The organism is Streptomyces sp. NPDC031474, assembly GCF_055581185.1.
Genome location: NZ_JBVIJX010000002.1, coordinates 1 through 22,467 on the forward strand (window position 1 = coordinate 1; position 22,467 = coordinate 22,467).

Here is a 22,467-nt window from a genome sequence, read left to right on the forward strand (position 1 = left end):
GACGGTCATGCGGGGGGTGGTGGCCTTGCCCGCGGAGGCGTCGGCGGTGCCCTCTTCGGACTTCTTGCCGCCGGAGCTGCTGGAACAGCCCGCGGTGATCAGAGTGCCGGTGAGGACGACGGCGGCCAGGGCGGCGGCTCGGTGGTGTCTGTGCATGTCCCTCGCACCTCGCTGTGCTGGTCAGGGTGGGTGGGCGGAGCTGGGCCCGATCACTAGCGCGCTGTATTAGCGCGCTCTAGTGGCATGACTATGGAGCCGCCCACGAGGGATGTCAACGGGTTTGTCCGGACGTTTTGACAAGACGTTCCGGCATGCGTGGTCAGGCGGGCTGCCACAGCTCGATGCGGTTCCCCTCGGGATCGGTGACCCAGCCGAACCGGCCGACGCCCTCCATCTCCTGCGTCTCCCGGGTGACGTCCGCTCCCTTGGCCCGCAACTGCGCGAGCATCGCATCCAGGTCGCGGACCCGGAAATTGAGCATGGTCCGCTGGGCGCGGGACCCGAAGTAGTCGGTCTCGGACTCGAACGTCGCGAACACCGTCGGCCCGGGTCCCTGATGCCACAGGCCGTGCTCGTTGGCGTCCAGGCCCAGGCAGTCGCGATACCAGGCGCTCAGGGCCGCCGGGTCGGCGGCCCGCAGAAAATACCCACCGATTCCAAGCACACGTTCCATGCCGCCATCCTGCCAGGACGGCGCTCGGGCGGCCGGGGGAGCAGGTCGTCCGGGGGTCCTTGCGGGTCGGGATGCGGAGTTCCACGACGCCCGCCCCTGGGGCGGAAGACCCACACGGTCGTCGTCTACGCCGACGACGACCGCAGGAGCCGGCAGGACAAGACGCAGCAGGCGTTAAGAAAGCACCGGCCCGTGACGCGTACCGAGGTCCGAAGGCCTCTGCCGTCACAAGACGCCGCGCTTCGGCTGGCGTCGTGCTTCGGCGGCTCCCGAGGGTGACGTGACCTCGGTCGCCTGCGGCGGTTGGACGGTCAGTGCCCCTTGCGACCAGGGCCCTTCGCCGCCGGGTCGGTTCCGGGGCTCCGGTGCGAATGGCTTCCGTGTCCGGTGTGCGGGGCGTCGCCCCAGCAGTCGGGGGGTCCGGCCGGTCCGGGGTCCGGGGCGCCGTCCCCACCGGGCTGCGGGGGGTCGGGGTCCGGGTCCGGCGTCACGGGTGCGGGCACCGTGGGCTCCGGGGCTTTTGGCGTGCCCTGGTCGGTAGGGGGCGCGTCGACCGGGCTCGGGGGCTCCTCGGTCGTCGCGTCACCGGGGGCCGGTGTGGGGCTGGCGGCCGGGGGCGGCTGCGGCACGTTCGTTCCGGCGGTGGCCGTGGGCGCGGTCTCCGTGGTCGGCGCGGTGGGCGTGGCCGTGTCGGCCGTCCGTGCGGGGGGTGTTTCCCGGACGTCGGCCGCCTGCGCGAGGGGGCCGACGTCCTCGGGGGCTCCGGCCCGGACGGCGGCCTGCGATGGCGGCGCTTCGGCCGCCTCGGTCAGCGGCGCCCCGTTCGCCGGGACCTGGGCCGTGGGCGCCTCGGCCACCGGGGTGCGCTGTACCGGCGCCGGAGCGGAGTCGGACCAGCCGAGGACGAGACAGACCGCGGCGGCGCCCGTCACGAGCGCGCCGGCCGTCGCCGCCAGGGGCGCCTTCGCGCCGCCGACCGTGGCATGACGCACCCCGTGCAGCACCCCGGTTCCGAGGCCGCCCGCCGCACCGGCGGACCCGGCCGCGAACGCCAGGAGGAACTTGCCCGTGCCGCCCAGCGCGAGGACGAGCAGGGCCGGGCCGACCAGTGCGGGCAGCCGGTCGTTGGCCTGCATCAGCGAGGCGAGCAGCGCGCGGCAGTCGTCGCACGCGTCCACGTGGCCGAGCAGTCGCTCCTGCTGGCGTGCGGTCGCGGCGCCGCGGACGTACGCGGGCATCCGGGCCCAGTGGACCTGGCACGCGGGGTCCTCGGGGGCTCCGGCCTGGGCCCGCAGGAACGCCTGCCGCATGCCTTCCCGAGCCCGGTGCAGCAGGACGGCCGTCGCCCCCTCCTTGGTGCCGAGCTGCGGCCCGATCGCAGCCAGCGGCTGGCCCTCCGCCTCCGCCAGCCACAGTGCCTTCACCCAGCGTTCGGGCAACTGCCCGAGCACCCGCACCACCAGATCGACGCCGGCCACCCGCTCGGCCGGGTCCTCGCCGTGCCTGCCCGGCTCGGCCCGCTCCTCGGTCCGCGGATCCCGCGGCGTCTCGTGCGCCGCGCTCCCGGAAGCCATCGCGAGGTGCCGCACCGTCGTCCTGAGGTACGCCGGCACGTTGTCGATCTCGTGCCCCGCGGACAGTCGCCGCCACACGCGGAAGTGCGCCTCGGCGACGAGGTCCTCGGCGGTCCACGCGTTCCTGGTGAGCGAGCGGGCGTACGCGACGAGGCGCGGCTGCTGTTCCTCGTAGACGCGGGCGTACGCGGCGGTGGCGGAGGACGACAGTGCGGGCACGGCAGTGGACCTGTCGGTCATGGAGGAACGCTCCGGTTGCCTGCTGAGGGGCGGAAGGATTTGTCAGCCTAGATGACAAAACTTTCAATCAAAGTTGCGAACAGTGGAGGATGTGACTCACATCACCGTCAGTCTGGTCCGCGGCGGTGCCCTCCTGCAGCGGGGTGGACGCGCACACCGTGGTCCGCTCCACGACCCGGCGTAGGCCCGCGGTGAGTTCGGCGCCCGGCTCACCGGCCGGCTGGACCAGACCGAGTTCAGCACCTACGACGAACGCCGGATGTGGCCCTCCGGCGCCGCCGGCGCCCCACCGACGACGCCGACCGGGTGGGCTTCGGCTGGTCGCAGACCATCGCGCATCGGCACGCCGGCCTTCGCGCCCTGCCCGCCGACGCGGGGGACGGCTCTCGCGCACGGCGGGCAGCGGCGAGCGGACCCGCACGCCGAGCGCGCGGGAATCAGACGGTGCGCGAGCTGAGGCGCGGTGCGGCCCGTCGGTCGCGGACCCAGCCGAGCAGCAGCACCGACCACAGCGCCGCGAACGCGCACCAGGTCGAGACGAACTCCAGTCGCCACAGCGCGAAGCAGACCGACGCGCCCATGGCGACCACCACCCCCAGCGGTCAGCAGCCGACGGTCGCCGGAGAGCAGCAGGGAACCGACGGTGGCCATGAGGTAGCCCGCGACGAGGACGGACGAGAAGGGGAGGTCGACGGCGTAGCCGACCGTGCGGCCGCGGATCTCGGCCGTCACCGGGCCGGTGGCGATCCCGTACCCGAGGCCCGTGGCCGTCGCGACGCCGAGCGCGAGCAGGAACGCCGGCCCGCGCCGGGCGGACGGCGGGGCCGCGCACCACACTCCCGCCGGGACCCACACCGCCAGCAGCGGCATCGCGATGACGGCCCAGGCGACGGTGGCCGGTCCGCTGCCCCCGCCCGCGTCCCAGACCGCCGACTCCACGATCTGGTGCGCTCCGAGCAGCAGGGGCAGTGCGGCGAGGGGAAGGTCCCGGAGCTCCCGCACCTGCGCCACCGACGCCACCCCGATGGCCGCCACCCCGGCGCCCGCGACGAGATCGGCCGTCGCACTCCAGCACATCGTGCCCCCCCGTCCGTCGAGCCTCGGTTGCCACCGTACGTCCCGCTCCGATCATCCTCCCGTTGCGGAGCGGCGTCAGGATGCCGTTGGCGGGTAGGGGCTGCCCGTGGGGCCGTCCCGGGCGGGAGGGCGCCTAAGTGAGCGACGGACAGTGAAGGAGGCCGAGGGTGGTGGACGCCTCGCGGGGAGTCGACCGGTTCGGGCCGGTGCACGGCGGGGCCGTGCTGGAGGTGGGCCCGCTGTCCGGCCGGCCCGGCATACGGGCCAGGGGCGAGATCAACGAGGCCACTCGTTCGCCGTGGGAAGAGGCCCTGGCGGGCCTGGCACGGCAGCATGGCGACGTGTCCTATGTGGAGCTCTCCGAGGTCGGGTTCGTCGACGTGGCCGGGGTGACGGCGCTCGCCGTCACGGCGCTGGCCCTGCGCGGCGGCCGGGTGGTGGTCGAGCATCCGCCACCGCAGGTACCGCGCGTGCTGGGCCTGTTCTGGCCGGGCCTGAGCCGGATCGAGGTGGCGTCGCGATGAACCCGGTGGCGACCCATGAGGCCTTCGAGCACCCCGCGCTGTTCTACCGCACCGAACAGGAGTACCTGGACCGGACGGTGTCGTTCGTGCAGGACGGCCTGGACGTCGGCGAGCCCGTCGCGGTGGCGGTGCCCGGCCCCAACCTGGAGCTGATCAGAGCCGGACTCGGCGCGGACGCCGAGGGCGTCCTCCTGCTGGACATGACCGAGGCGGGCCGCAACCCGGGCCGGATCATCCCCGGCGTGCTCCGCGCGTTCGCCGACGCCCACCGCGACGGCCGGGTGCGGATCATCGGCGAGCCGATCTGGGCCGGCCGCAGCGCGGTGGAGTATCCGGCGTGCGCACAGCACGAGGCGCTGATCAACGCGGCCTTCGAGGGCCGGCCGGTGACCATCCTGTGCCCGTACGACGTCTCCCGCCTGGACCCGGAGGTCCTGGCCGACGCGAGGATCACCCACCCGACCGTCATGGCCGCCGGCGCCGAGCAGACCAGCGACGCCTACGACTGGCGCTCCGTCGTCGTCCGCTACAACGAGGCGCTGGTGGCCGCGCCGGACGCCGCCGTGTACTCCTTCGGCCCCGACGAGCTGTCCGCCGTCCGCGCCTTCGCCGTCGGCCGGGCCCAACGGCTGGGTCTGGCCGGACAGCGGCTGGAGGACGCCGAACTGGCGGTGGCGGAGCTGACGACCAACAGTGTGGTGCACGGCGGCGGACGGGGCACCCTCGCGGTCTGGGCCGAGGCGGGGCAGGTCGTGTGCGAGGTCCGGGACGCGGGCCGGCTGGCCGATCCGCTGGCCGGCCGCAGGCCGCCGCTGCGCGGTCAGATCGGCGGCCGCGGTCTGATGCTGGTCCACTACGTGGCCGACCTGGTCCGCCTGCACACCGCCGAGGACGGCACGACCGTCCGCTTCTACCTGACCCCCTGAAGCGGCGGCGGCCGACAGCCGCCGGCCGGCAACGGTCAGTCGGCGGCGCGCAGCGCTCCCCAGGTGGCCGGGTTCACGATGCCGTTGACCTTCAGCCCCTTGTCGCCCTGGAAGCTGCGGACGGCCGTCTCGGTGCCGGCGTCGAAGTCACCGCTCACCCCGGCCCCGCCCACGTCGTAACCGCGCTTGGTGAGCATGCACTGCACCTGCCGCACCCGCTTGCCGGTGTCTCCCGTGCGGGTACGGCCGTTGCCGGCGTAGTACGTGCAGTCGGTGATCCAGGGCGGGGTCGCGGGCTCGGTCGGCGCGGTGTCGGGGGACCCGGCCGGGGTGGGGGAGGCGGAGTCGGCGTCTCCTGCGCCCCCGGCGCCGCCGCCCGCCGCGGCGGGGGTTTCCTGCCCGCCGCCGACGCCCGACGCGGAGGCTCCCGGCGGCGATGTGACGTCGCCGCGGGTCTCGTCGGCGCGTCCGGCGGCCGCTCCCGCGGCGGACGCCCGGTCCGGCGAGTCGGACACGCCCGGAAGGGCGACGGCGCCGGGCCGGCCCCCGGCGCCGGTGCCCGTCGCCGACGCGACGGTCTCCGGTGGGGCGGCGCTCGCCGCACCGCCCTCGCGCATGAGCACGAAGGCGCCCGCGGCGACCGCGCACAGGGCGGTGCCCGTGGCGGCGGCCAGCACCCGCTTGCGGCGGACGCGGTGTCGGGCCGGCGTCGTCCCGGCGGCGGGAGACTCCGCCGGAGAGTCGGCCACGGGCGCCGGGTCCGGCCGCGGTGCGACCGGGACCGCCTCCGGAGCCGGCGGCGCCTGCTTCACCCGATGGTCCGAGGGCCGCAGCCGGGCCGCCCGTTCGACGGGCAGACGGCGCAGCGTCTCGTACGCCTGCTGCCTGGCCAGCACCTGGCCGTGCAGCGGCTCCGGCCAGCCGGGAGTCCCGGCCCGTGTCCCGGCCGCGTCGATCAGCTCCCGTGGGGTCGGACGCCGCTCGGGCTCCTTGGCCAGACAGGCGGTGAGCAGCGCCCCCAGCTCGGGGTCGGCCGCCGACACCACACCGGTCACCTCCGGGTTCGGTTCCTCGAACGCCACCCGGTGCATCACGTCGACGCCGGTGCCGTCGCCGAACGGCGCCCGTCCGGTGGCCGCGTAGAGCAGGGTGCAGGCCAGCGAGAACACGTCGGAGGCGGTGTCGCAGTGGCCCGTCCTCAGGTACTCCGGGGACATGTAGGCCGGTGTGCCGACCCGGTTGCCCGTGCCGGTGATCGCGCTGGCGTCCGCGGCCTTGGAGATCCCGAAGTCGATGACCCACACGCCCTGCAGCGACAGCAGCACGTTGGACGGCTTGAGGTCCCGGTGCACGATGCCGGCGGCGGCGAGGGCGGTGAGCGCCTGCCCGAGCTCGGCCACCAGCTGCCACACGGTGGCCGCCGGCAGGGCCGCGTCGTCGCGTACGGCGTCGGCAAGATCGAGTCCGGGGACGTACTCCGTGGCCATCCACAGCAGTTGGTCGTCCCAGCCGGTACCGCATAACCTCGGGGCGTGCGGCGGACCCAGCCGGGCGTGCACCGACGCCTCGCGTTCGAAGCGGCGCTGGAAGCGGACGTCCTCGGCGTACTCCGGCCGGATCACCTTCACCGCGAACAGCCCGGGAGTGTCGTCGGCGGCCCGGGCCAGATAGACCCGGCCCATCCCGCCGCTGCCGAGCACCGCCACCGGCACGAAGGGACCGACCCGGGCCGGGTCGCCGATCCGCAGGGGTGCGGCCCCGGTCCGCCGGAGCGCGGCGGCCTCGCGCGCGGCGGAGTTCGGTGATGACGGCAGCTGGTCGGACACGGAACTCCCGAAGTGATGTTCGTCGTAAGTCAGTTCGCCTGGGCGGAATATCGAGGCTAGCCCAGCCGCAGCCCGTGCTCAGGGATTCAAGTACTTCCGTCCCCTCACCGCCGCCGCGGACCGGCCCCGCCGACGCCGCGACGCAGCCGGGTGAAGCCTGAGCCGCCGTCAGCTCAACGGGGCATGCATGAGGATCTCCGCCGTATCCGGCCGGGTCGGCGGACACGACGCGCTGGAGGCGAGAGTGATGAACGAACGAGCCGGACGAACCGGCCATGACACCCTCAGGGTCCCGGTCCTCATCGTCGGCGGCTCCCTGGTGGGGCTCGCGACCTCGTTGTTCCTGGGACGGCTCGGAGTGCGGCACATGCTGGTGGAGCGCCATTCCGGCACCTCCATCCACCCGCGCGGCCGCGGCAACAACGTCCGCACGATGGAGCTGTTCCGGGTGGCGGGCGTGGAGCGGTCCATCCAGGAGGCGGCCGCCACCCTGGCCGGCAACCACGGCATCCTGCAGACTCCCACCCTGGTCGGCGACGCCGGCGAGTGGCTGTTCCGGGACATCGACCCGGGCGGCGGACTGGCCCGTTTCAGCCCCAGTTCCTGGTGCCTGTGCAGCCAGAACGACCTGGAGCCGGTCCTCCTCGACCACGCCCGCAGGCACGGCGGCGACCTGCGGTTCTCCACCGAACTGATGTCGTTCGAGAGCGACGCCGACGGCGTCACCGCGGTGACCAAGAGCCGCGAGACGGGTGAGCACACCACCATCCGCGCGGACTACCTCGTCGCCGCCGACGGGCCCCGCAGCCCCGCCCGCGAGCAGCTCGGCATCGGGCAGAGCGGCCCCGGCGACCTCTTCCACAACGTCAGCCTCACCTTCCGCTCCCGCGGCCTCGCCGACGTCGTGGGCGACCGCCACTTCATCGTCTGCTATCTGACCAGCCCGGACGCCGACGGCGCCCTGCTGCCCGTGGACAACGTCGAGAACTGGGTCTTCCACGCCCCCTGGCACCCCGAACACGGGGAAACGCTGGAGGAGTTCACCGACGAGCGGTGCGTCGAGCACATCCGCCGGGCCGTCGGCGTCGCCGACCTCGACGTGACGATCACCGGCAAGGCGCCCTGGCACGCCGCCCAGCGCGTCGCCCGCAGCTACCGGTCGGGACGCGTGTTCCTGGCCGGCGACTCGGCCCACGAGATGTCCCCGACCGGGGCCTTCGGTTCCAACACCGGCATCCAGGACGCGCACAACCTCGCCTGGAAGCTGGCCGCGGTGCTCGACGGCTGGGCGGGGGAGGGGCTCCTGGACAGCTACGACGCCGAGCGCCGCCCGGTGGCGGAGGCCACCAGCGCCCGCGCCGCCGCCCGGTCGGCCGAGCACAGCCACCCCGGTTTCGCCGCGCCGCCCGGCGCGGGCGGCGGCGGTCCCCAGCGCGGCATCCTCAATGTGGCCCTCGGCTACCGCTACCCGCAGGGCGCCGTCGTCGGCGCCGACCCCGCCGAACCGGTCGTCCCGGAGGGCCTCGACCTGAGCGGCCGGCCCGGCAGCCGGGCGCCCCACCTGTGGGTCCGGCGGGCGGGCGAGCGGATCTCCACCCTCGACCTCTACGAGCGGGCCCCCGTCCTGCTCAGCGACGCCGGTGAGCCGAGCGGATGGCACGAGGCCGCCGCCCGGCTCGCCGAGGAGCTCTCCGTCCCGCTCAGGTCGTACCGGGTGGGCGCCGGACCCGGCGCCGACCTGGTGACCGAGGACGACGTCGACTGGGCGGAGCGCCACGGCACGGCCCGCGGGGGCGCCGTACTCGTCAGGCCCGACGGATTCGTCGCCTGGCGGTCGCCGGGCCCGGAGGCGGACGCCGAGGCGGCGCTGCGCGAGGTCCTGAGCACCGCGCTGGCTCTCGCCACGCCCCGCGGACTCCACCGGGACTCAGCGGACTTCACCCGTGTGAACGCCCCGAGTGGTGCCGCGACGAGGCGCGGCTGACGGTGGATCACGTCCCGGTCGGGTCACGTCAGCTGACGAGGCGTCGGCTGCCCGATCGTGACGGAAGGGCCGTCGCATGCGTTCCGCTCACATGATCCCGGCCGCCGGTGACCCATGCCGGGCGCGATAGCGAAGCCGAGGCCGCCACCCGCACCCCGGGTGGCGGCCCGGCTCGCTTCCCGTGCCGTGTCCGCTCCGCTGCCGCGCCCGAGTGAGGTGGTTCCCGATGGCAGTACCCCCGCCCCCGTCCCCGTTCTCTTCCCCGTCGTCTTCCTCTTCCGCTTCCCCCTCCCCTTCTGCGTCCTCTTCTTCGTCCTCTCCTTCCTCCGTTCCGTCGTCCGCCGCTGCTTCTGGTCGTTCCGTTGCGCCCATTCCCTCCGAGGAGGGAAACCCCCGTACCGGACTGACGATGGTGTGCGCCGCGGCCGCCGTGATCCTGGTGCTGAACCTGTTCGGCGGCCATGACACGGCCCCCGGCGCCCCCAGCCCCCCGCACGCCCCGCCCGCCGCCGCCGCGCTCGCGGCGAGCGGCGCACCCGGCACGTCCACCTCGGCCTCGTCCGCCGAGGACGAGGCCGACGAGAGCCAGGCCCCGGTGGGCAAGCACCTGCCGCGCTCCAGGCCCGTACGCCTGCTCATCCCGAAGATCTCGGTCGACGCGCCGTTCACCGACCTCGTCATCGGGCCCTCCGGACGGCTGGAACCGCCGCCCGCGGACGACGTCAACCTCGTCGGCTGGCACGTCGCCGGGGCCTCCCCCGGCGAGACGGGCACCGCGATCATCGCCGGGCACGTCGACACGAAGACGTCCCCGGCCGTCTTCGCGGGCCTCAGCGAACTCGTGAAGGGCGACACCTTCTCCGTCCGGCGGGCCGACGGCAGGACGGCGACCTTCCGGGTGGACACCGCGGAGACCTTCGCCAAGAACGACTTCCCCAGCGAACGCGTGTACGCCGACACCGCGCAGGCACAGGTACGGCTCATCACCTGCGCGGGGAGCTACGACCGGACGGTCAAGGACTACACCGACAACCTGGTCGTCTTCGCCCATCTCATCTGACGCCTCGCCCGGCCCCGGTCACCCGCGTAGTTCATCCGAGTCGCGCGCTTGCGGGGACGGGCTGAGGATCGAGGAACGCTGACGTCGCATCACCGCGGCCGACGTTCACTTCCCCCTCCGCGAAGGAGATGTGCGCAGGATGACCACCACGTCCGAACGTGTTGCAGGTTCGCGGACGCGACAGGCGTCGCAACGAGTCTCCCAGTCCGTGTTCGACGGCTCCCGGCTTCGAGTCGTCCTCCTGGTCGACGTCTACGACGGAGCCCAGCAGCAGTTCCTGGAGGCCTACGAGCAGCTCTGCAACCAGGTCGCGTCCGTCCCCGGACATGTCAGCGACCAGCTGTGCCAGTCCATCGAGAACCCCTCCCAATGGCTCATCACCAGCGAATGGGAGAGCGCCCCGCCGTTCCTCGCCTGGGTCAACAGCGAGGAACACGTGCGGATGGTGGAGCCACTGCACAGCTGCGTCCGCGACACCAGGTCGTTGCGCTTCCACGTGGTGCGCGAGACCGGCGGCCCGGCGACCGAGGCCAAGCCCGGCAAGCGCCGGCTCCAGACCTCGCCCAGGATCGGCGACGGCGTGATCCGTCACGCGCTCACCTTCACCGTGAAGCCGGGCAGCGAGGAGATCGTCGCCAAGATCCTCGCCGACTACGCCTCGCCCGAGCCGCAGGTCGACGACACCACCCGGCTGTGCCGCACCTCGCTGTTCATGCACGGCAACCGGGTGGTGCGGGCCATCGAGGTGCGGGGCGACCTGCTCGCCGCGCTGCGGCACGTCTCCCGGCAGCCCGAGGTACGGGCCGTCGAGGAGGCCATCAACCCCCATCTGGAGCAGGACCGCGACCTCAACGATCCCGAGTCCGCGCGGGTGTTCTTCACCCGGGCCGCGCTGCCGGCCGTCCACCATGTGACGGCGGAACGCCAGGACGCGCAGGCCGAGCGGTACGCCCTGTACTACCCGGCCCGGGCCGACCGCGGCATGAAGCTCGCCGAGCTGCTGGCCCGGCAGGACGAGGCGGCGGCGGACGACCCGCGCAGCCCGGTCCTGCGCAGCACGATCTTCCAGCGCGACGACGTCGTCGTCCGGCTGATCGACGTGCGCGGCGGACTCGACGCGGCCGACCCCGTACAGGCCCTCGGCCTGGCCGACCCCGGGCAGGTCGCCGAGCTGACGACGCTCCAGGACGCCGTCGACGCGGACGCCTCCGCGACGAAGGACGCCCGGCTCGCGCGCTTCCTCGAACGCGCCCGCATGGACCTCGTCACCGACCGTCGGTCGCCCGACGCCTGATTCGTCATCACGTGGGCCGGGGCGGCGCCACGCCCCGCCCACGTCGGTGCAGTACAGCAACGGAGGAACGTCGTGATCACTTCCCGTCCCAGAGTCGTGGATCTCAGCGAGGTCGAGCCCAACACCCGGCGCGGCGGCGATCTGCGCGCCATGCTCACCCCCGTCACGGTCGGTTCGACCAGCGGTTTCATGGGCGTGGCCCTCATCAAGCCAGGCGACCGCATCGGCGAGCACTACCACCCCTACTCCGAGGAGTTCGTGTACGTCGTGTGCGGGCAGCTGGAGGTGGACCTGGACGGCGAGCCCCAGCCGCTGCAACCCGAGCAGGGCCTGATGATCCCCGCTCACATGCGACACCGCTTCCGCAACGTCGGAAACGTCGAGGCCCGGATCGTCTTCCACCTCGGCCCGCTGGCCCCGAGCCCGCCGCTCGGCCACGTCGACACCGAGGAGAGCGACGCCGAGCCCGTGGTGATCGGGCGCGAGGCGACCGCGCGACGTCAGGTCGGCTCATGACGAGGCGGGTCGCGGTCACCGGCATAGGCATTGTCGCCCCGGGCGGCATAGGCGTCCCGTCGTTCTGGCGGCTCCTGGTCGAGGGACGCACGGCGACGCGCGGCATCACCTTCTTCGACCCGACCGGCCTGCGCTCGCGGATCGCCGCCGAGTGCGACTTCGACCCGGCGGCCCACGGACTGGATGCCGCGGACGTCGAACGGTGCGACCGCTACATCCAGTTCGCCCTGGTCGCCGGCGACGAGGCGGTCCGCGACGCCGGTCTCGACCTCGCCGCCGAGAACCCCTGGCGGGTCGGTGTCTCCCTGGGCACCGCCGTCGGCGGTACCACCCGGCTGGAGAACGACTACGTCCTGGTCAGCCATGGTGGGCAGCGCTGGGACGTGGACCACCGGGAGGCGGCGCCGCAGCTGCACCGCGCGTTCTCGCCCAGCACGCTCGCCGCCACGGTGGCCGAACGGTTCGGGGCGCGCGGCCCGGTGCAGACCGTCTCCACGGGCTGCACCTCGGGACTCGACGCGGTCGGGTACGCCTTCCACACCGTCGAGGAGGGCCGGGCCGACGTCTGCATAGCGGGCGCCTCGGACTCGCCGATCTCCCCGATCACCATGGCCTGCTTCGACGCGATCAAGGCCACCTCCCCGAACAACGACGACCCCGCCCACGCCTCGCGTCCCTTCGACGCCGACCGAAACGGGTTCGTCATGGGCGAGGGCGGCGCCGTACTCGTCCTGGAGGAGCTGGAGCACGCCCGAGCCCGCGGCGCCCACGTGTACTGCGAGCTCGGCGGCTACGCCACCTTCGGCAACGCCTACCACATGACCGGCCTGACCAGCGAGGGCCTGGAGATGGCCCGGGCCATCGAGGACGCCCTCGACCACGCCCGGACCGACGCCACGGCGATCGACTACGTCAACGCGCACGGGTCGGGCACCAAGCAGAACGACCGCCACGAGACCGCGGCGGTGAAACGGGTCCTGGGCGGCCACGCCTACGACACGCCCATGAGCTCCATCAAGTCCATGGTGGGTCACTCCCTCGGCGCGATCGGCGCGATCGAACTCGTCGCCTGTGTCCTGGCCCTGACCCACCAGGTCGTACCGCCGACCGCGAACTACGAGACGCCCGACCCCGAGTGCGACCTGGACTACGTCCCGCGCGTGGCCCGCGAGCGCAAGCTGGCCAGCGTGCTCTCGGTGGGCAGCGGGTTCGGCGGCTTCCAGTCCGCGGTGGTCATGAACCGGCCGAGGGAGAAGACACGATGAGCGAACCCCATCCACGGCGCGCGGCCGTCACGGGAATCGGTGTGGTCGCGCCCAACGGAGCCAGTACCGAGACCTTCTGGAAGTCCACCAGCGAGGGCATCAGCGTCCTGGAACGCGTCACCCGCGAGGGATGCGAACACCTGCCGCTGCGGGTGGCGGGCCAGGTCCGCGACTTCGACCCGACGGCCATGATCGAGGAGCGCTTCCTCGTCCAGACCGACCGGTTCACGCACTTCGCGATGGCCGCGGCCGACCTCGCGCTGGACGACGCCCGCCTCGCGCGGACCGCCACCGACGCGGCGCCGTTCTCCGTCGGCGTGGTCACCGCGGCCGGTTCCGGCGGCGGCGAGTTCGGCCAGCGGGAACTGCAACAGCTGTGGGGCAAGGGCAGCCGCTTCGTCGGCCCCTACCAGTCCATCGCCTGGTTCTACGCCGCCAGCACCGGCCAGATCTCCATCCGGCGCGGCTTCAAGGGCCCCTGCTCGGTCGTCGCCGCCGACGAGGCCGGCGGCCTGGACGCCCTCGCGCACGCGGCGCGGGCCGTGCGGCGCGGCACCGACGTGATCGTGGCCGGGGCCACCGAGGCGCCGATCGCGCCCTACTCGATGGTCTGCCAACTCGGCTACGAGGAGCTCAGCACCCTCGACGACCCGACCCGCGCCTACCGCCCGTTCACCGCCGCGGCCTGCGGGTTCGTGCCGGCCGAAGGCGGCGCCATGGCCGTGGTGGAGGAGGAGGGCACGGCCCTGGCGCGAGGCGCGCGGGTACGGGCCTTTCTCGCCGGCCACGCGGCCACCTTCACCGGCGCCTCCCGCTGGGAGGAGTCCCGGGAGGGGCTCGCCCAGGCGATCCGGGGAGCGCTGGAGGAGGCCGAGTGCGCCCCCGAGGAGATCGACGTGGTCTTCGCCGACGCGCTCGGCGTGCCGGCCGCGGACCGCGCCGAGGCGCTGGCGATCGCCGACGCCCTCGGCGCGCACGGCACCCGCGTGCCCGTCACCGCGCCGAAGACCGGGATCGGCCGGGGTTACTGCGCGGCGCCGCTGATGGACGCCGCCGCGGCCGTGCTCGCGATGGAGCACGACATGATCCCGCCCACCCCGAACGTCTTCGACATCTGCCATGACCTCGACCTGGTGACCGGCCGGGCCCGAAGCGCCGAAATGCGCACGGCGCTGGTCCTGAGCCGGGGACTCATGGGGTCGAACTCGGCGCTGGTGCTGCGGCACGGCGCCACCGACGCCTCGTAGCGAGGCGCCGCGGAGAAATAGAGGAGAGGAACCGCATGTCTGATCGCATCACCGTGGAAGAGCTGGCCGAACTCATGAAGAAGTCCGCCGGCGTCACCGTCGCCCCGGAGGAACTCCGGGAGAACGACACCGGCTTCGACCGCCTCGGCGTCGACTCGCTCGGCCTGCTGGGCATCGTGGGCGAGCTGGAGAACCGGTACGGCACGCCGATGCCCCCCGACGCCGAGCGTTCCAAGACGCCCCGGCAGTTCCTCGACCTCGTCAACAGTGCCCTCATGACAGGAGCGTGAGATGACCGGACACACGCAGAACGAGATCACCATCGCGGCCCCCCTGGACCTGGTCTGGGAGATGACCAACGACCTGGAGAACTGGCCCCGGCTGTTCAGCGAGTACGCCTCCGTCGAGGTCCTGCGCCGGGAGGGACGGAAGACCACCTTCCGGCTGACCATGCACCCCGACGAGAACGGCACCGTGTGGAGCTGGGTCTCCGAGCGCGAGCCGGACCGCGAGGCGCTCACCGTCAAGGCCCGCCGGGTCGAGACGGGGCCCTTCGACCACATGAACATCCACTGGCGGTACGAGGAGGTCCCGGCCGGCACGCGGATGGTGTGGACGCAGGACTTCGCGATGAAGCCGGAGGCGCCGGTCGACGACGAGTGGATGACCGACAACATCAACCGGAACTCCAAGGTCCAGATGAGCCTCATCCGGGACCGCATCGAGAAGGCCGCCGCCGAACGCGGCGCCACCCGGGGTCTGACCGACTGAGCCGGACGGAGAAGAGTCCCATGCACCAAGCCCTGATCGTCGCCCGTATGGCCCCGGGATCGGCCCCTGACATCGCCAAGGTGTTCGAGGAGTCCGACCGGGGAGAACTGCCGCGCCTCGTCGGCGTCGCCCGGCGCAGCCTCTTCCAGTTCGGCGACGTGTACATGCACCTCATCGAGTCCGAGCGCGAGCCCGGGCCCGCCATCGCCAAGATCACCGGGCATCCCGAGTTCCGGGACGTCAGCGAGCGGCTGTCCGCGTACGTCAGCGCGTACGACCCCGAGACCTGGCGGTCCCCCAAGGACGCCATGGCGCAGCGCTTCTATCTCTGGGAGCGCGAGTCGGCCGGCTGACCGAGGCCGACCATCACCGGTCGCCGGACCCGCGACGCTGCGGGCCCGGCGACCGGTGGTTCGTGGGGGAGGGGGAGAGGGCGGGGGAGGGAAGAGGGGATACGGGGGGGACGGGGGGTACGGGGAACGTGCGGCCGGATCAGCCGGGGACGTGGCAGTCGAACGCGTGCAGATAGGGGTTGACCGGGCTGATGTCGTCGATGACCAGGCCCGCCTCGGTCAGCCGGTCGACCATGCTGTCGGTGGTGTGCTTCGCCCCGCCGACGTTGAGCAGGAGCATCAGGTCCATCGCGGTGCTGAACCGCATAGACGGCGTGTCGTCGACCAGGTTCTCGATGACCACGACCCGTGCCCCAGGGCCGCCCGCCGCCCGGACGTTGCGCAGGGTGCGGGCGGTGCTCTCGTCGTCCCACTCCAGGATGTTCTTGATGACGTAGACGTCGGCCTTCACCGGCACGGCCTCCCGGACGTCGCCGGGCACGACGCGCGCCCGGTCCGCGAGGTCGCCGCCCGCCCGCAGCCTCGGCACCGCGTTCTCCACCACCCGGGGCAGGTCGAGCAGGGAGCCGTGCATCGCGGGGTACTTGTCCAGCAGGCTCGCCACCACGTGCCCCTGGCCGCCGCCGATGTCGGCGACCGAGGAACTCCCCGACAGGTCGAGGAACTCCGCGACGTCCCGCGCGGACTGCACGCTGGACGTCGTCATGGCGCGGTTGAAGACGTCGGCGGACTCCGGGGCGTCCTCGTTGAGGTAGGGGAAGAACTCCTTGCCGTACAGGTCCTCCACGACGTTGCGGCCGGTGCGCACCGCCTCGTCGAGCAGCGGCCAGGCGTCCCAGGTCCACGGCTCGGTGCACCACAGGGAGATGGCGCGCAGGCTGTGCGGGTCGTCCTCGCGCAGCAGCCGGGAGACGTCGGTGTGCGTGAACGTCCCGTCCGGCTGCTCGGCGAAGACGTCGTAGCAGGACAGGGCCCGCAGCAGCCGTCGCAGCGGCCGGGGTTCGGTCTTCACCGCGGCCGCGAGGTCCTCCACGGCCATGGGACGGTCGCCGAGGGCGTCGGCGACGCCGAGCCGGGCGGCCGCGCGCAGGGCGGCGGCACACGCCGCCCCGAACGCGAGCTCCCTCAGCCGCATGGACGGCGGTGGGGCAGTACGAGCGGTCGTCATGTGCCGCCTTCCTTCCTTGTCGGGGTCACTGACCCGGGGTCACGCGCGTGAGGTCACGCGCGTGAGGTCACGCGCTTGAGGTCATGGGCTCGGATTCAGCACAGGCCGGCGGGCTTCGACGCCCGGCAGTTGTTGCCCATGAAGGCGTTGCCCTTGCCGGTGTCCGTGTTGATCAGGTCCGCGGGGGAGTTGTCCCGCAGCACGTTGTCGGTGATCCGGTTGCGGTCGCTGGTGGTGCCCACGAAGCTCTTGAACAGGACGATGCCGCCCGACAACGGGGACTTGCCGGCGTTCTCCTCGATCACGTTCTTGGTCACCAGGCTGTCCTCGGCGCCGGTCAGCACGATCCCCGAGCCCTGCAACGCGTCCAGCCTGGCCGTCTTCGGGCAGGACTTGTTGTTGCGCACGATGCGGTTCTCGGCCACGGTCACGAGGCCGGCCTTCGGCTTGTTCTCGTCGCCGACGACGAACACGCCCGCGCAGTTGCCGGTGAGCTGGTTGTGGGCGACGGTGAGGTCGCGCAGGCGGCGGACGGTGATGCCGATCCGGTTGCCGTCCAGACGGTTGTGCTCGACCAGCGTCCCCTTGGTGTCCGTGGCGCCCTGCTCCTCCTTGATCGTGTTGGCGAGGAACAGACCCGCGTCGCCGTTGTTCCGGGCGACGTTGTCCTGGAACACACCGCGCACCGAACGCTCCGAGGCGATGCCCCACACACCGTTCTTCACCGCGGTGACGTGGTGCACGGTCAGCCCGTCGGTCGCCATGGAGAGGACGCCGGCCTTGGTGAAGCCGGTCACTGTGAGGGAGGCGATGGTGACGCCCTTGACGTCGCGTTTCTTCGTGCCGACGACGCAGATGCCGTAGCCGCCCGCGGCGCAGCTCTCGGGGGCCTTCGGGGCAGGCGCGGCGGCACTCGTGGTGCTCGTGCTGGTGCCGGCGGCAGCAGTGCTGGTGCCGGTGGCAGCGGTGCCGGTGCTCACGCGCGGGTCCGGCTTGAGGACCGTGCGGCTGCCCATGCCGCGCAGGGTCAGCCCGGGCGTGCCGACCTTGACGCTCTCGTGGAAGGTGCCGGAGGTCAGCAGAACGGTGTCCCCCGGCTTGGCGGCGTCCACCGCCTTCTGGATCGACTGACCCGGCCGGACCACGTGGACCGTATGACCGGCGACCGACGGAGCGGCGCCCAGGCCGGTGCCCACGAGCGCGGCGGTGCACGCCAGGTATGCGATATGGCATTTCTTCATATTGCGTACGTTATGACCGGATCGGCTATGAATCGGCGGGATGGGCCATCCGGCGGCGTGTCCCGCCGCGAGGTGTGAGGGCTTGTTCTCGCTCGTCTCGCGGGGCGGGTGACGAATCGGGAGCCGTTGCCGAATCGTGGCGAATTTGCGGAGCAAACGTGAAGTGTGTCACTCCATGAGTTCCACGGGTTTGCGGACCTTGGGGGCTATGTCCAGTTGTGAGTCTCTGGTTAGTGGGGCGGGAGCGGTCGTATGTTGCGACCTGACCGTGTGAGCGAACACATCCGGTCATAGTCCAACGCGGTTCCATGGGGGAGCAGTTCACATGAACACATACGGGGGGAGACGTCGGCTGCGCGCAGCCGGCGTGGTGCTCTCCGCTGCCATCGTGCTGGCGGCGAGTGCATCCGGCGGCGCCCTGGCGGCGACCGGTGAGAGAGCGGCCGACACCCCGGCCGCAAAGTCCGTCGAGTCTGCAAAGTCCGCCGGCGCCGCCGCGGCCGACGGGTCGGCCACGGCCGCCGGAGACGACGGAGCGGGCGGGGGCGAGGACGCGAAGGCGCTGGCGAAGGCCGCGCGCACGGGCAAGCCCGTGGAGATCACCTCGATGCGGGGTGAGAGCAGTGAGGTGTACGCCCTCCCCGAGGGGCATCTGGAGGCGCGGGAGCATCTGCGTCCGGTGCGCACCCGGGTGGACGGCGCATGGCGCACCATCGACACCACCCTGACCCGCGGCGCGGACGGAACGGTGGCGCCGAAGGCCACGACGGTCGGTCTGACGTTCTCGGGCGGCGGTTCCGAACCGCTGGTGCGGATGACGAAGAACGGCCGTGAACTGGCGCTGTCCTGGCCGAAGAAGCTGCCCGCCCCGGAGCTGAACGGGAACACCGTCACCTATCCGGAGGTGCTGCCCGGCGTCGACCTGAGGATGACGGCGCAGCAGGACGGCTTCACCCAACTCCTGGTCGTCAAGTCGGCCGAGGCCGCGGCGAGCACCGAACTGAGCAGGCTGCGGCTGAAGTTGGACGCCGACGGCATGCGGGTCAAGGAGACCTCGGACGGCGGTCTGACGGCGATCGACCAGGGCGCCGGAAGCGCGGTCTTCGAGGCCCCGCGCCCCGTGATGTGGGACTCCAGCACCAAGGCCCCCGGCGCCGCGGCGAAGTCCTCGAAAACCGCTTCCAAAACCGCCGGCAAGGCTGCCGCGGAAGCCGCCGCGGACACACCCACGGCAACCGCTTCGGAAACGGCCCCCGCCGCCGGGCGTGGGCCGAATGCCCCCGAGGCCGTCGCCGCGGAGTCCGGGAACGTCGCCGCGGTCGGCGTGGACGTCCCGGCCGCGCAGGACGCGCTGGTGCTGACGCCGAACAGTGGTGTCCTCAAGGGCGAGAACACGGTGTACCCCGTGTTCATCGACCCGCAGTGGTATTCCCCGAAGGCCTCGGCGTGGACGATGGCCTCCAAGTACTGGGACTCGTCGCCGCAGTGGAAGTTCAACGGCGACCCGGACGCGGGCCTCGGCTACTGCAACTGGTCGTACTGCGCGCCGTACGACACCAAGCGGCTCTTCTACCGCATCCCGACCTCGAAGTTCGCCGGACGGACCGTGCTCCAGGCGGAGTTCGTGGTCCGCAACACCTGGTCGGCGTCGTGCGCGGACCGGGGCGTGGAGCTGTGGCGCACCAAGGACATCTCCTCGTCGACGACGTGGAACTCGCAGAACGCGTCCGGCTTCTGGATCGACCACCTCAAGACCGAGTCCTTCGCCTACGGCTACACCGGCTGCGCGGCGAAGGACGCGGAGTTCGACGTGAAGTCCGCGGTGCAGCAGGCCGCGGACAAGAAGTGGTCGACGATGACCTTCGGCATGAAGGCGTCCAGCGAGTCCGACGGATACGGCTGGAAGCGGTTCTCCGACGACGCCTATCTGCGCGTGCAGTACAACCGGGCGCCGCCGCAGATCAAGATGTCCCAGCTGACCATGGAGTACGGCGGCTCCTGCAAGAAGCCCACCAGTGCCGCGCGGGTGCGCAGCCTGGGCAAGATCTACGCCAACGACGTCACCGACCCCGACGGCGACTCCGTCTCGGTGGAGTTCCGCGCGAGCTGGGACACCGGTGACGGCAAGGGCGTCGTCACCCGCTGGAAGTCCGGACTGACGACGGCGAAGAAGTCCGGCTCGGACTTCGTGATCAGCCTGCCGTCCTCCATTCCCCCCGACAAGACGGTGAGCTGGTACGTCCACTCCTACGACGGTGCCCAGTACTCGCCGTGGTCGTACACCGGTGACCCGACCGCCTGCTACTTCGTGTACGACAAGAGCGTGCCGAAGGCGCCGACCATCTCGTCCGCCATCTACCCGGCCTCGAACCCCGACGACCCCGACGACCCCTGGTACGACGGGGTGGGCCAGTACGGCGACTTCGTGATCACCGGCGCCGTCTCCGACGTGACGAAGTACTGGTTCGGCCTCAACGGCGACCCGGTCTCCGCGAACACCGTCACCACCTCGGGCGGAGCGGCGAAGACCGTGCCCGTGCTGCCGCTCAAGCCGGGCCTCAACACCTTCACCGCGCGGTCCTTCGACGCCGCGGGCAACGGCTCCGAGATCCGCACCTATCAGTTCCGGGTTAAGTCGGGGCAGCTCGAACGCGCCGACTGGTCGATGGACGAGGCGGCCGGCGCCACCCAGGCGGCGGGCAGCGCACCCGAGCAGAGCGCGACCCTGTACAACGGTCCGACGCCGAACGTGGAGGGCAAGTTCGGCAAGGCCGTGCAGTTCGACGGCGTCGACGACTACGCCGCCACCGACATCGCCACCATCAACACCGACGTCAGCTTCTCGGTGTCCGCGTGGGTGAAGCTGTCCGCGATGCCGTCCGGCGCGGCGGTCGTCGCCTCCCAGCGCGGCAACAACGCGCCGGGCTTCGAGCTGTACTACTCCAAGGGCTACGACCGCTGGGTGTTCAACCAGTACAGCGCCGACAGCACCAGCGGCACGCCCGTGCGCGCCATGCAGGCCGCCGCCGGCGGGGTCAAGGCGGGGGAGTGGACGCATCTGGTCGGCGAGTACGCCGCCGGTGAGAAGCTGTTGAAGCTGTACGTCAACGGCGCGCTGGCCGGAACCACGGCCTACAGCACACCGTGGAACGCGCGGCGCGGCATGGTCATCGGCGGCAGCTTCCTGGGCGGCACGCCGGCCTCGCCCTTCCCCGGCGCCATCGACGAGGTGAAGACCTTCGAGAAGCCGCTGTCGGCGGGCGAGGTGTCGAGCCTCTACAGCTCGAACACGATCGGCTCCGGCCGCCCGGCCCGTGCCGTCTTCCACATGGACGACGCCGCCGACGCGACCGCGCTGAGCGGCCGGGCCGACGTGAACCCCGCGGTCCTCAAGGGCGGCGCCGCCACGGGCTCGGCCGGCGTGGACGGCAACGCGCTGACCCTGGACGGGACCGACGACTACGCGGTCACCGCCGGCCCGCACATCAACACCTCATACAGCTTCGCCGTCTCCGCCTGGGTGAAGCTGCCGAAGACCAAACCGACGCACGCCGCGACCGTCGCCACACAGATCGGCGACACGGTGACGGGTCCGGAGCTGTACTACTCCAGCTCCTACGACCGCTGGGTGTTCAACCAGCACAGCGCCGACACCGCCGACTCCACGGTGGTGCGGGCCATGCAGCCCGACGGCGTCACCGCGTACGGCGGTGAGTGGACGCACCTGGTCGGCGTGCAGGACACGGAGGCCGACAAGCTCTCGCTGTACGTCAACGGGACCCTCGCCGGCACCACCGCCCTGCCCACGACCTGGTACGCCGGAGGCGCGATGCAGTTCGGCGCCAGCGCGTTCCAGGGCGCGGCCACCTCGTTCTTCCCCGGTCAGATCGACGACGTGCGGCTGTTCGACCGGCCGGTGTCGGCCGGTGAGGTGCAGCAGCTGTTCAAGCAGCGCGCGGTGGTCAAGGGCCGCTGGAAGTTCGAGACGGCCGCCGGCACTCCGCCGACCTCGCCGGACGCCTCGTCCTCCGGCAACGCCATGACCCTCTACAACGGCGCCCAGACGGGCTCGGGCTGGGTCGACGGCGCCGTCGCCCTGGACGGCACCGACGACTACGCGGCGGCCTCCGTGGTCCCGGTCGACACCAGCGCCAGCTTCACCGTCAGCGCCTACGTGCAGGCGGCCGCCACTCCGACGAGTCCGGTCACGGTCATGAGCGCTCCGGGTGCCAAGAAGAGCGCGTTCGCGGTGCGTTACGAGCCCAGTGCCACCCCGGCCACCGATCCCGGTCGCTGGCGGATCGCCACGGCCGACTCCGACAGCGACTCGGCCGCCGTCTCCGACATCGGCAACGGCATGTTCTACAGCCCCACCGACTGGAACCACGTGGCACTGGTCTACGACGGCTTCTCCAAGGAGGTCCGCCTCTACGTCAACGGCGAGCTCCAGGAGACGGCCTGCGCCGACGCCGACGACGACGGCGTGCAGGACGACGCGAGCTGCACCGACACCGTCTCGTGGTCCGACGACGTACTGACCTACAAGGCCGCCAAGACCCTGCAGCTCGGCCGGGACACCACCGGGACCACGTCCGGCCAGTACTTCCCCGGTTCGCTCTCCGACGTGTGGGTCTTCCAGGGTGCGCTGACCGAGACCCAGATCGATCACCTCGCCGTCGGCATGCCGGGCGTGGACACCGCCGTCCCCAGCGGCGACTGATCGGTTCA

At 72.1% G+C, this 22,467-nt stretch carries 17 protein-coding genes and 1 pseudogene; 12 read left to right on the top strand and 6 right to left on the bottom strand.

What is annotated here, in order from left to right; translation table 11 throughout:
• Nucleotides 1–319 precede the first annotated feature (319 nt).
• From ACZ5SK_RS03180 to ACZ5SK_RS03190, 3 genes and pseudogenes are all read right to left on the bottom strand, one after another.
• Nucleotides 320–673, bottom strand: a complete 354-nt coding sequence (locus tag ACZ5SK_RS03180) for a VOC family protein (protein WP_334582964.1) — start codon at nucleotides 671–673, stop codon at nucleotides 320–322.
• Nucleotides 674–984: 311 nt separating this feature from the next.
• Nucleotides 985–2,487 carry a sigma-70 family RNA polymerase sigma factor gene (locus ACZ5SK_RS03185; protein ID WP_468575227.1) on the bottom strand — a complete coding sequence of 501 codons (1,503 nt, stop codon included), beginning with the start codon at nucleotides 2,485–2,487 and terminating at the stop codon, nucleotides 985–987.
• Nucleotides 2,488–2,924: 437 nt separating this feature from the next.
• A pseudogene (locus ACZ5SK_RS03190) lies at nucleotides 2,925–3,564 on the bottom strand (DUF6629 family protein).
• 167 nt (nucleotides 3,565–3,731) lie between these two features.
• Between ACZ5SK_RS03190 and ACZ5SK_RS03195 the strand changes: the two are divergent.
• A complete protein-coding gene (locus tag ACZ5SK_RS03195; protein ID WP_361704351.1) occupies nucleotides 3,732–4,088 on the top strand; it encodes an STAS domain-containing protein in 357 nt (118 codons plus the stop codon).
• Nucleotides 4,085–5,014, top strand: a complete 930-nt coding sequence (locus ACZ5SK_RS03200; RefSeq protein ID WP_334582961.1) for an anti-sigma factor RsbA family regulatory protein — start codon at nucleotides 4,085–4,087, stop codon at nucleotides 5,012–5,014. Before ACZ5SK_RS03195 ends, ACZ5SK_RS03200 begins: the two co-directional genes overlap by 4 nt.
• A 35-nt stretch (nucleotides 5,015–5,049) precedes the next feature.
• On the opposite strand, the gene ACZ5SK_RS03205 is transcribed toward ACZ5SK_RS03200, so the two are convergent.
• Nucleotides 5,050–6,840 (bottom strand): protein kinase domain-containing protein, encoded by a 1,791-nt coding sequence (locus tag ACZ5SK_RS03205; protein ID WP_361704348.1) that lies wholly within the window; start codon nucleotides 6,838–6,840, stop codon nucleotides 5,050–5,052.
• A gap of 247 nt (nucleotides 6,841–7,087) precedes the next feature.
• Here ACZ5SK_RS03205 and ACZ5SK_RS03210 point away from each other — a divergent pair, with 247 nt between their 5' ends.
• The 9 genes from ACZ5SK_RS03210 (at nucleotide 7,088) to ACZ5SK_RS03250 (ending at nucleotide 15,330) form a co-directional block, all read left to right on the top strand.
• On the top strand, nucleotides 7,088–8,824 hold the full coding sequence (locus tag ACZ5SK_RS03210; protein WP_334583808.1) for an FAD-dependent oxidoreductase: 1,737 nt from the start codon (nucleotides 7,088–7,090) through the stop codon (nucleotides 8,822–8,824).
• A 409-nt stretch (nucleotides 8,825–9,233) separates the two neighbouring features.
• Nucleotides 9,234–9,884, top strand: a complete 651-nt coding sequence (locus ACZ5SK_RS03215; protein ID WP_468417493.1) for a class F sortase — start codon at nucleotides 9,234–9,236, stop codon at nucleotides 9,882–9,884.
• A 139-nt stretch (nucleotides 9,885–10,023) separates the two neighbouring features.
• Nucleotides 10,024–11,178 (top strand): SchA/CurD-like domain-containing protein, encoded by a 1,155-nt coding sequence (locus ACZ5SK_RS03220; protein WP_334582958.1) that lies wholly within the window; start codon nucleotides 10,024–10,026, stop codon nucleotides 11,176–11,178.
• A gap of 72 nt (nucleotides 11,179–11,250) precedes the next feature.
• Nucleotides 11,251–11,694 (top strand): cupin domain-containing protein, encoded by a 444-nt coding sequence (locus tag ACZ5SK_RS03225; protein ID WP_319345014.1) that lies wholly within the window; start codon nucleotides 11,251–11,253, stop codon nucleotides 11,692–11,694.
• The gene (locus ACZ5SK_RS03230) at nucleotides 11,691–12,959 is read left to right on the top strand and encodes a beta-ketoacyl-[acyl-carrier-protein] synthase family protein (RefSeq protein WP_334582957.1); all 1,269 of its coding nucleotides are present in this window, start codon (nucleotides 11,691–11,693) and stop codon (nucleotides 12,957–12,959) included. The genes ACZ5SK_RS03225 and ACZ5SK_RS03230 overlap by 4 nt, the downstream gene beginning before the upstream one ends.
• Complete coding sequence (locus tag ACZ5SK_RS03235) at nucleotides 12,956–14,206, top strand: beta-ketoacyl synthase N-terminal-like domain-containing protein (RefSeq protein ID WP_334582956.1); 1,251 nt, start codon at nucleotides 12,956–12,958, stop codon at nucleotides 14,204–14,206. Before ACZ5SK_RS03230 ends, ACZ5SK_RS03235 begins: the two co-directional genes overlap by 4 nt.
• A 35-nt stretch (nucleotides 14,207–14,241) precedes the next feature.
• Complete coding sequence (locus tag ACZ5SK_RS03240; protein WP_334582955.1) at nucleotides 14,242–14,496, top strand: acyl carrier protein; 255 nt, start codon at nucleotides 14,242–14,244, stop codon at nucleotides 14,494–14,496.
• 1 nt (nucleotide 14,497) lies between these two features.
• Nucleotides 14,498–14,977, top strand: coding sequence for an SRPBCC family protein (locus ACZ5SK_RS03245; protein ID WP_334582954.1), 480 nt, complete (start codon nucleotides 14,498–14,500; stop codon nucleotides 14,975–14,977).
• Between the two features lie 20 nt (nucleotides 14,978–14,997).
• A complete protein-coding gene (locus ACZ5SK_RS03250; RefSeq protein WP_334582953.1) occupies nucleotides 14,998–15,330 on the top strand; it encodes a TcmI family type II polyketide cyclase in 333 nt (110 codons plus the stop codon).
• Nucleotides 15,331–15,469: 139 nt separating this feature from the next.
• Here the strand turns inward: ACZ5SK_RS03250 and ACZ5SK_RS03255 are convergent, their stop codons facing one another.
• The gene (locus tag ACZ5SK_RS03255; RefSeq protein WP_334582952.1) at nucleotides 15,470–16,498 is read right to left on the bottom strand and encodes a methyltransferase; all 1,029 of its coding nucleotides are present in this window, start codon (nucleotides 16,496–16,498) and stop codon (nucleotides 15,470–15,472) included.
• 95 nt (nucleotides 16,499–16,593) lie between these two features.
• Nucleotides 16,594–17,739 carry a right-handed parallel beta-helix repeat-containing protein gene (locus ACZ5SK_RS03260; protein ID WP_457495690.1) on the bottom strand — a complete coding sequence of 382 codons (1,146 nt, stop codon included), beginning with the start codon at nucleotides 17,737–17,739 and terminating at the stop codon, nucleotides 16,594–16,596.
• A 325-nt stretch (nucleotides 17,740–18,064) separates the two neighbouring features.
• Here ACZ5SK_RS03260 and ACZ5SK_RS03265 point away from each other — a divergent pair, with 325 nt between their 5' ends.
• Entirely contained in the window at nucleotides 18,065–22,459 is a 4,395-nt protein-coding gene (locus ACZ5SK_RS03265; protein WP_468156266.1) for a LamG-like jellyroll fold domain-containing protein, read from the top strand.
• Nucleotides 22,460–22,467: the final 8 nt, after the last annotated feature.